Source organism: bacterium (assembly GCA_029210545.1).
Lineage (GTDB): Bacteria > BMS3Abin14 > BMS3Abin14 > BMS3Abin14 > BMS3Abin14 > JARGFV01.
The window spans coordinates 1-7,311 of sequence record JARGFV010000118.1 but is presented as its reverse complement, the minus strand read 5'-3'; the positions used below and the strand labels follow the sequence as shown (position 1 = coordinate 7,311).

The window sequence follows — 7,311 nt, the reverse complement described above, 5'->3', positions numbered from 1 at the left end:
AGGAAAGGGAAAACGACGCTTTTCCCTTTCCGTGGAGCGAAAAGTCCCGGATTGGACTTTTTGCGACTCTATCAAAGTATACAGAAAAAACTTTTTGACTGTGAACTGTCTACTGTAAACCGTGAACAGAAATTTGGGATTCTTGAATATCAGGAATCCCAAATTTCTTTTTTCCCCTTCCCCAGGTAGGCCCGCTGGACTTCCGGGTTGCTCAGGAGCCGCTCGGCCTTGTCCTGGAGGACCACAGAACCTGTCTCTATGACATACCCCCTGTCCGCAAGGGCCAGGGCGGCACGGGCGTTCTGCTCCACCAGCAGCACGGTCACGCCCTTGTCCCGAAGGCCCGCGATGGTGCGGAAGATCCCGGCAGCGATGATGGGTGCCAGACCCAGGGAGGGCTCGTCAAGGAGGATCAGCCGGGGATTGGCCATGAGAGCGCGGCCCAGGGCCAGCATCTGCTGTTCTCCCCCGCTCAGCATCCCTGCCATCTGCTCCGACCGTTGCCGCAGTACGGGAAAAAGTTCGTAGATCTTTTCGAGATCCTCCTTGATCTCTTCCTTTTCCCTGGCCCGGTACCGGATGTAGGCGCCGAGACGCAGATTGTCCTCCACTGTCAGGGGTGAAAAGATCAGCCTCCCCTCAGGGACCTGGGATAGCCCGGCCTTGACGATCCGCTCGGGCGGGAGGTTCCCGATCTCCCTTTCACCCAGCTTGATACTTCCCTCGGCGATCTTGAGGATCCCGCTGACAGCGTTGATGAGAGTCGTTTTTCCGGCGCCGTTGGCGCCGATGAGCGCCACGATCTCCCCCTCGCCCACGTGGATGGACACGCCATGAAGGACCTGGATCCGGCCGTAATATGTGGTTATGTTGCGCACTTTTAACATAATGAAGTTAACGGTTTACAGTTTACTGTTTACGGTTAGATCGTAAGGGATCATTTTCCCCAGGTCACTGTGACCTGTTTACTCTTCTCCCAGATACGCCTTGAGCACTTTGTCGTCGTTTCTCACGAACTCGGGGTCACCTTCGGCGATCTTCTGTCCCTGGTCCAGAACGGTGACACGATCGGAAATGGCCATGACCAGGTCCATGTCGTGCTCCACCAGGAGGATGGTGATCCCGAGTTCCCTGATGCGGGAAATAAGGCCGGAAAGATCGGACGTTTCCCTAATGTTCAGACCGGCGGCCGGTTCGTCCAGCATGAGGAGTTCCGGTTTCATTGCCAGCCCCCTCGCGATCTCCAGGACCCGCTGACGTCCGAAGGGCAGGCTCCCGGCCACCAGCGATGCGTAATCCGCAAGAGCTGTGAACTCCAGGATCTCCATGGAACTGTCCCGGATCCGGCGCTCCTCCTTCCAGACCCATGGCGGTTTGAACGCCGAGGCGAAAAAGCCTCCCCGGGATCTCAGATGCATCCCAACCATAACGTTTTCCAGAACCGTCATGTCGGAAAAAAGCTGCAGGTTCTGGAAGGTGCGGGTCACACCCATGGACGCAATCCGGTGAGGAGCCAGCCTGGTGATGGGCGCACCGTTAAAGAAAACCTCCCCCGATGTCGGAGGAAGGATACCCGAAACCACGTTGAACAGGGTGGTCTTGCCGGCCCCGTTGGGCCCGATGACCGACTGGATAAGCCCCTCGCGGACCTCGAAATCCAACTCCTGGATAGCCCGTACGCCCCCGAAATACCGGCAAAGCCCCCTTGTTTCCATGAGCGCGCTCACGAGCGTTCCTCCCCGGGCCTGGAGGTTGGGGGAGCTTTCCGGGCAGCGTGCCACAGCCACTTGAACATATCCTCGATGCCGCGCAGCAGCCCCCTAGGCATGAAGATCATCACAACGATGAGGATGAAGCCGAATACCAGCGTTTCGTAGTTGTTGAACACAAACAGGAACTCGGGCAGGCTGGTGAGCAGCGCCGCCCCGAAGATGGCCCCCCAAAGGCTGCCAAGGCTGCCGGCAACCACCATGGTGACCAGCTTCACGGAGAACATGAAGGTAAAGGAGCTCGGGCTGATAAAGGTGATGTAGTGGGCGTAAAGCCATCCGGCGAGGGCCGCATAGAGGGCCGACAGGACGAAGATCCCCACCTTGTACCTCGCGATGTTGACACCGAGAACACCGGAAGCGGTCTCCGAACCGTGGATCGCCCGAAGCGCCCTGCCCACCCTGGACCGGACCACGTTGATGGAGAGCAGAAGCACCGCGAGGAGGAACGATACGGACAGGAAATACCATTCCCTGTCCGAGTCGAAGGTCACGCCGAAGATGTTCATCTCCTCGATCCCGGTGAGCCCGGAAGGACCGCCGGTGAGACTCCCCAGTTCGTTGAAAAAGATGAAGACGATGATCCCGAAACCCAGGGTCGCCATAGCCAGGTAATGTCCGTGGAGCTTGAGAGTGGGCACTCCGATGATCCAGGCGATGGCTGCCACGATGAGGAGGGCCGCTGCCAGGCCGGCCAGGGGCGGCCACTGCCAATGGGCGGAGAGAACGCCGGTAATGTATGCCCCCAGCCCGTAGAACGAGGCGTGCCCCAGGGAGATCTGCCCCGTGTAGCCCATCAGAAGGTCCAGTCCGAGGACGATGATGGAGTGGATGGCAATGACCACCAGCACCCCCAGGTAGTATTCGTTGGTGACCACCAGGGGTAATCCCATGATCAGGAGGGCGAATAACGCAAACCTGGCATATGGGTCCAGTATGAACCGGAGCAGCTTCACACCCGCTCCCCCCGGCCCTTGCCCAGGATACCCTGGGGCCGGAAGAACAGCATGAGGAGCAGGATCACGAAGGCGATGGCATCCTTGTACCCGCTGGAGATGAGACCCGCGCCAAGGGACTCCATGACCCCCAGTATCAGCCCACCCAGGACCACCCCGAAGGGATGTCCGAGCCCTCCGACGATAGCGGCGCAAAAACCTTTCAATCCCATCATGACGCCCATGTCGTAGGTCACCATGCTCATGGGCGCGATGATGATACCTGCTGCTGCCCCCACAGCCCCGGACAGGGCGAAGGAAAGCAGCACCATGTAGGGGGTGTCGATCCCCACCAGCCGGGCCGCCCGGGGCTGGAACGCCGAGGCCAGCATCGCCTTCCCGGTGATGGTGCGGTTCAGGAACTGTCTCAGGGCCACCACCACGGCAAACACCACGCCCATGACCCACAGGCTCTGCGGCTGGATGACCGCCCCGAAGAACGGGATAGGGTCTTCACCGCTGAAGGCAGCGATGGGATAGGGGTCCTTGCCCCAGATGAGGCTGGAAGCGCCCCGGATGAAGATGGAGGCCCCGATCGTGATGATGATCAGGGTGATGGGGCTGGGGTTCCTGATGGGCCTGATGGCGAGCATGTTGAGAAGCAGCCCCACGAACGCCACCAGGATGATAGACAGCAGGGCCGCGAACGGCACCGGCAGGCGCAGCACCTGCATCCCGAACACGGTGAACATCCCGCCGAGCATGACAAACTCGCCCTGGGCGAAGTTGATGATCTCGGTGGCGTTAAAGATGATGTTAAAACCGATCCCGATGAGCGCATAGGTACTGCCCACCGTGATCCCGGTAATAACGAATTGAAGTATCTGTTCGAGGCCCATATTTAAATCAGTCCAAAGTCCATCCACCTTCGCTGACAGCTTCCGACCAGCTTCACCCTTCGCATAAACCTCCTACGCTAAAGCTCCGAAGGTCAGGAGCTATGGGTGACAGGTCGGTGGGCAAAAAGGCCGAAGTCCAACGGGGACAAGCAACTGTCTAACTCTTGCCACGTTGAAGAGTTAAGGTCGAAGACAGGTTCAAGGAAAAGGGGGCCGTAAATCGGCCCCCTGAAGTATTAACGGGCACAGATTCCTGCAACTGATCCTAACCCTGCATACACTGCACCCTGCACTTTCTATTGCGCCAGGCTCCAGCCGCCGTTCTTGATCTCGACCATTCCGAACCCTTCCTTGGTCAGGCCGTTGTGGTCCTCGGCTGAGTAGTTGAAGATGCCGCCGGTCCCGACGAACCCGGTGATCTTCTCGATCTCGTCACGGATGCCGGCCCGGGTAACGTCCCCCGCCTTGGCGGCGTTCTCAATGGCCATGACGGCGATCTTGAAGGCGTCGTAAGCGTGGCCGCCGAAGGTGCTGACGGAATTCTTGCCGAATTTCCCCTCGTACGCCGCCTTGTACGCGGAAAGCACCGATTTCTGGGGATCGGAATCCGGGAGGCTGTCGATGACGATGAGCCTGCCCGCGGGCAGGAACGTCCCTTCCGCCGCGTCGCCCGCAAGTTCAATATACTTGGGAGAGGCGATGCCGTGGCTGTTGTAGAGCGGGATGGTCAGCCCCAGCTGTTTCCTGTTCTTGGCGATCACGGCCGGGCCGGGGAAGGTTCCCCAACAAACGATGGCCTCGGCATCGGTGCCCTTGATCTTGGTGAGTTGGGCGCTCATGTCGGTGTCATTACCGCCGTACCTCTCATCCGCGACAACGGTGAGACCGTAGTCGGGGGCCAGTCTCTGCAGCTCCACGCGCCCGGAGTCACCGTAGCCGTCGCTGACGGTGATGATGGAGACCTTCCTGATACCCTTGCTCTGGAGCGTCGCGTAGATCTTCTCCACTGCCATCGTGTCCGTCTGTGGTGTCTTGAAGACCCATTTCTTCACAGGCTGCACGATCTTCACCGAAGCGGCGCATGAGATCAGGGGGATCTTTGCCTTCTCGATGGGGGGGATGATGGCCATGGTGACCCCCGACGTCGTCGGGCCGATGATCACGTCCACCTCGTCCAGGCTGATGAGCTTTTTCACCGCGTTGTTGGCCTTGGTGGGGTCCGCCTCGGTGTCATACATGAACAGCTTGACCTGCTTCCCGTTGATCCCGCCGGCCGCGTTAAGCTCTTCCACGAGCATCTCGGTAGTGTTTTTCTCCGGAAGGCCCAGCGCTGAGGCAGGCCCCGTCGACGCATATATGGCACCGATCCTGTACTCATCGGCCGCCGGTGCCGTTGAAGCGAAAGTCAGGACCATTCCCATGACCATGGCAACTACCACAAGTCGTTTCATTTTAACTTCTCCTCTCCCCCCCGGGTTACGTTCATGCGGAAAACGCTGCTGACGGCCACGCACATGAATTGTGCCGTGCGCATGAGTTCAGAGCGCGTAAAGTTCCTCGGCGGATAGAACCTTGAAGTTGGCGCGGGGCAGGATCTCCATGGCCTTGTCCAGGTCGTCGAACCTGAAGATGAGGAGCGCGTGCCCGGACTTCCTGTAGGCGTACATGTATTCGATATTGATCTCGTTGACCTTGAGGATCTCGAGAAAGTCGGCCAATCCGCCAGGCCTGTCAGGAACATCGATGGCCAGGACGTCGTTCCGGCCCACAGTGAAGCCTTCCGCCTTCAGGGCAGCATGGGCCTTGTCGTTGTCGGAAACGATGATCCGTAAAATGCCGAAGTCGGCCGTGTCGGCAAGGGACAGGGCCAGGATGTTCACACCGGCCTCTCCCAGGACCCTGGTGATCTGTGCCAGGCGGCCGGTCTTGTTCTCCATAAATACCGAGATCTGCTCAACTTTCATAACAACCCCCAAAAAAATAGTTTTGAGTTTTGAGTTTCAGGTTTTGAGTTTAGAACACAATATAAAATATTTTTCGATGAGTTACACTACCTATTTCCCGATTTTGTATAGTGTTCCCAAGGATTCGGCATCCGGCATCTGGAATATGGAATTAACAGGGAAATCTCTAGATTTTCCTGTTATCGATCACACGCTTCGCCTTGCCCTCGAACCTCTCGATCGTCTTGGGCTCTACAAGGCGAACCTTCGCGGAGATGCCCAGCATATCCTTGATCTCCTTCTCAACACCTTTTTCCAGCTTTTCCAGCCCCTTGATCTCGTCTGTGAAAACGTCCTCGTTAACCTCGATCTGTACCTCCAGGGTATCCATGGTCCCTTCCCGGTCCACGATGAGCTGGTAATGGGGCTCCAGGCCTTCGATCTCCATGAGCAGGCTCTCGATCTGGCTCGGGAAGAGGTTGACTCCGCGGATGATGAGCATGTCGTCGGTGCGTCCTGTCACACGGTCCATGCGGATGTGAGTACGACCGCAGCGGCAAGGTTCCGGATGCAGCCGGGTAATGTCTTTTGTCCGGTACCGGATGACCGGAAACGCCTCTTTCGTAATGGTGGTGAAAACCAGTTCACCATCTTCTCCATATGGGAGGCTCTCTCCTGTTTCAGGATCGATGATCTCGGGGATAAAGTGATCCTCGAAGATGTGGAGTCCGTTCTTGGCCTCGATACACTCGACCGATACGCCGGGTCCAATGATCTCCGAGATCCCGTAGATGTCGATAGCGTCGATCCCCAGCCTGGTTTCCACCTGCTGGCGCATGTTCTGGGACCAGGGCTCGGCCCCGAAGATCCCCACCCGGAGTTTGAGACGATCCTTTGTCACTCCGAGCTCATCCATGGCCTCGGCAAGGGTCAGGGCGTAGGAAGGTGTGCAGGTCAGTACTGTGCTGGCGAAATCCTCCATGAGCATGACCTGGCGCTTGGTATTTCCGCCGGAGATAGGGATCACCGTCGCGCCAAGTTTCTCCGCACCGTAGTGGAAACCCAGCCCTCCGGTGAAAAGGCCGTAGCCGTAGGCGTTCTGGACCACATCGCCCTTCCGTACGCCGGCGCAGGCCAGGGTTCTGGCCATGAGCGATGACCATGTGTCGATGTCACGCCTGGTGTACCCGACCACGGTGGGCTTCCCGGTGGTCCCTGATGAGGCGTGGATCCGCACGACCTCGTGAAGGGGCAGGGTAAAAAGTCCGAAAGGATAATTGTCACGCAGGTCGGTCTTGTCGGTAAAGGGCAGGCGGCCCAGGTCTGCCATGGAGCCTATCCCGGACGGATGGATCCCGGCCTTGTCGAAGGCATCCTTGTAAAAAGGGACAGTGGCGTAGACGCGCTCAGCTGTTTTCCTGAGGCGATACAGCTGGAGCGATTCAAGGGCATCCCTCGGCATACTCTCAAACTCTTCATCCCAGATCATAATGCTCCTCTCGGCATCCGGATTTCACGAGGAAATCCGGATGTGATGTCGCTTCGCAATGACAGGGCGATGTCATCGCGAGCTATTTCCTGCGCGACGCGATCTGAAGGGCGACCGGAGTAAGCCGCAGCGAACCCCACAGCTGCCGAGATTGCCGCGTCCCTCTCGTTCCCCAGCGTAGTCACCCCCATCTCGGTCTTCCCCCCTCAAAAATCACTTTCACCCCCACCTCTGACTTGTCCCGCCATAGCTTGAGCGACGGCGGATCCTCCCCCC

7 protein-coding genes are annotated in these 7,311 nt (G+C 58.3%); all 7 read right to left on the bottom strand.

The features are described 5' to 3' along the window. Positions 1 to 149 precede the first annotated feature (149 nt). Entirely contained in the window at positions 150 to 887 is a 738-nt protein-coding gene (locus tag P1S46_10550) for an ABC transporter ATP-binding protein (protein ID MDF1536919.1), read from the bottom strand. A 78-nt stretch (positions 888 to 965) separates the two neighbouring features. Then, positions 966 to 1,727 carry an ABC transporter ATP-binding protein gene (locus P1S46_10545; protein MDF1536918.1) on the bottom strand — a complete coding sequence of 254 codons (762 nt, stop codon included), beginning with the start codon at positions 1,725 to 1,727 and terminating at the stop codon, positions 966 to 968. Then, on the bottom strand, positions 1,724 to 2,725 hold the full coding sequence (locus P1S46_10540; GenBank protein MDF1536917.1) for a branched-chain amino acid ABC transporter permease: 1,002 nt from the start codon (positions 2,723 to 2,725) through the stop codon (positions 1,724 to 1,726). Before P1S46_10540 ends, P1S46_10545 begins: the two co-directional genes overlap by 4 nt. Further along, positions 2,722 to 3,603 (bottom strand): branched-chain amino acid ABC transporter permease, encoded by an 882-nt coding sequence (locus P1S46_10535; GenBank protein MDF1536916.1) that lies wholly within the window; start codon positions 3,601 to 3,603, stop codon positions 2,722 to 2,724. The genes P1S46_10540 and P1S46_10535 overlap by 4 nt, the downstream gene beginning before the upstream one ends. Before the next feature lie 296 nt (positions 3,604 to 3,899). Continuing rightward, positions 3,900 to 5,054: an ABC transporter substrate-binding protein gene (locus tag P1S46_10530; protein MDF1536915.1), complete on the bottom strand. Its 1,155-nt coding sequence runs from the start codon at positions 5,052 to 5,054 to the stop codon at positions 3,900 to 3,902. A gap of 87 nt (positions 5,055 to 5,141) precedes the next feature. Then, on the bottom strand, positions 5,142 to 5,567 hold the full coding sequence (locus P1S46_10525) for an ACT domain-containing protein (GenBank protein MDF1536914.1): 426 nt from the start codon (positions 5,565 to 5,567) through the stop codon (positions 5,142 to 5,144). A 166-nt stretch (positions 5,568 to 5,733) separates the two neighbouring features. Then, positions 5,734 to 7,035, bottom strand: coding sequence for a phenylacetate--CoA ligase (locus P1S46_10520; GenBank protein ID MDF1536913.1), 1,302 nt, complete (start codon positions 7,033 to 7,035; stop codon positions 5,734 to 5,736). Positions 7,036 to 7,311: the final 276 nt, after the last annotated feature.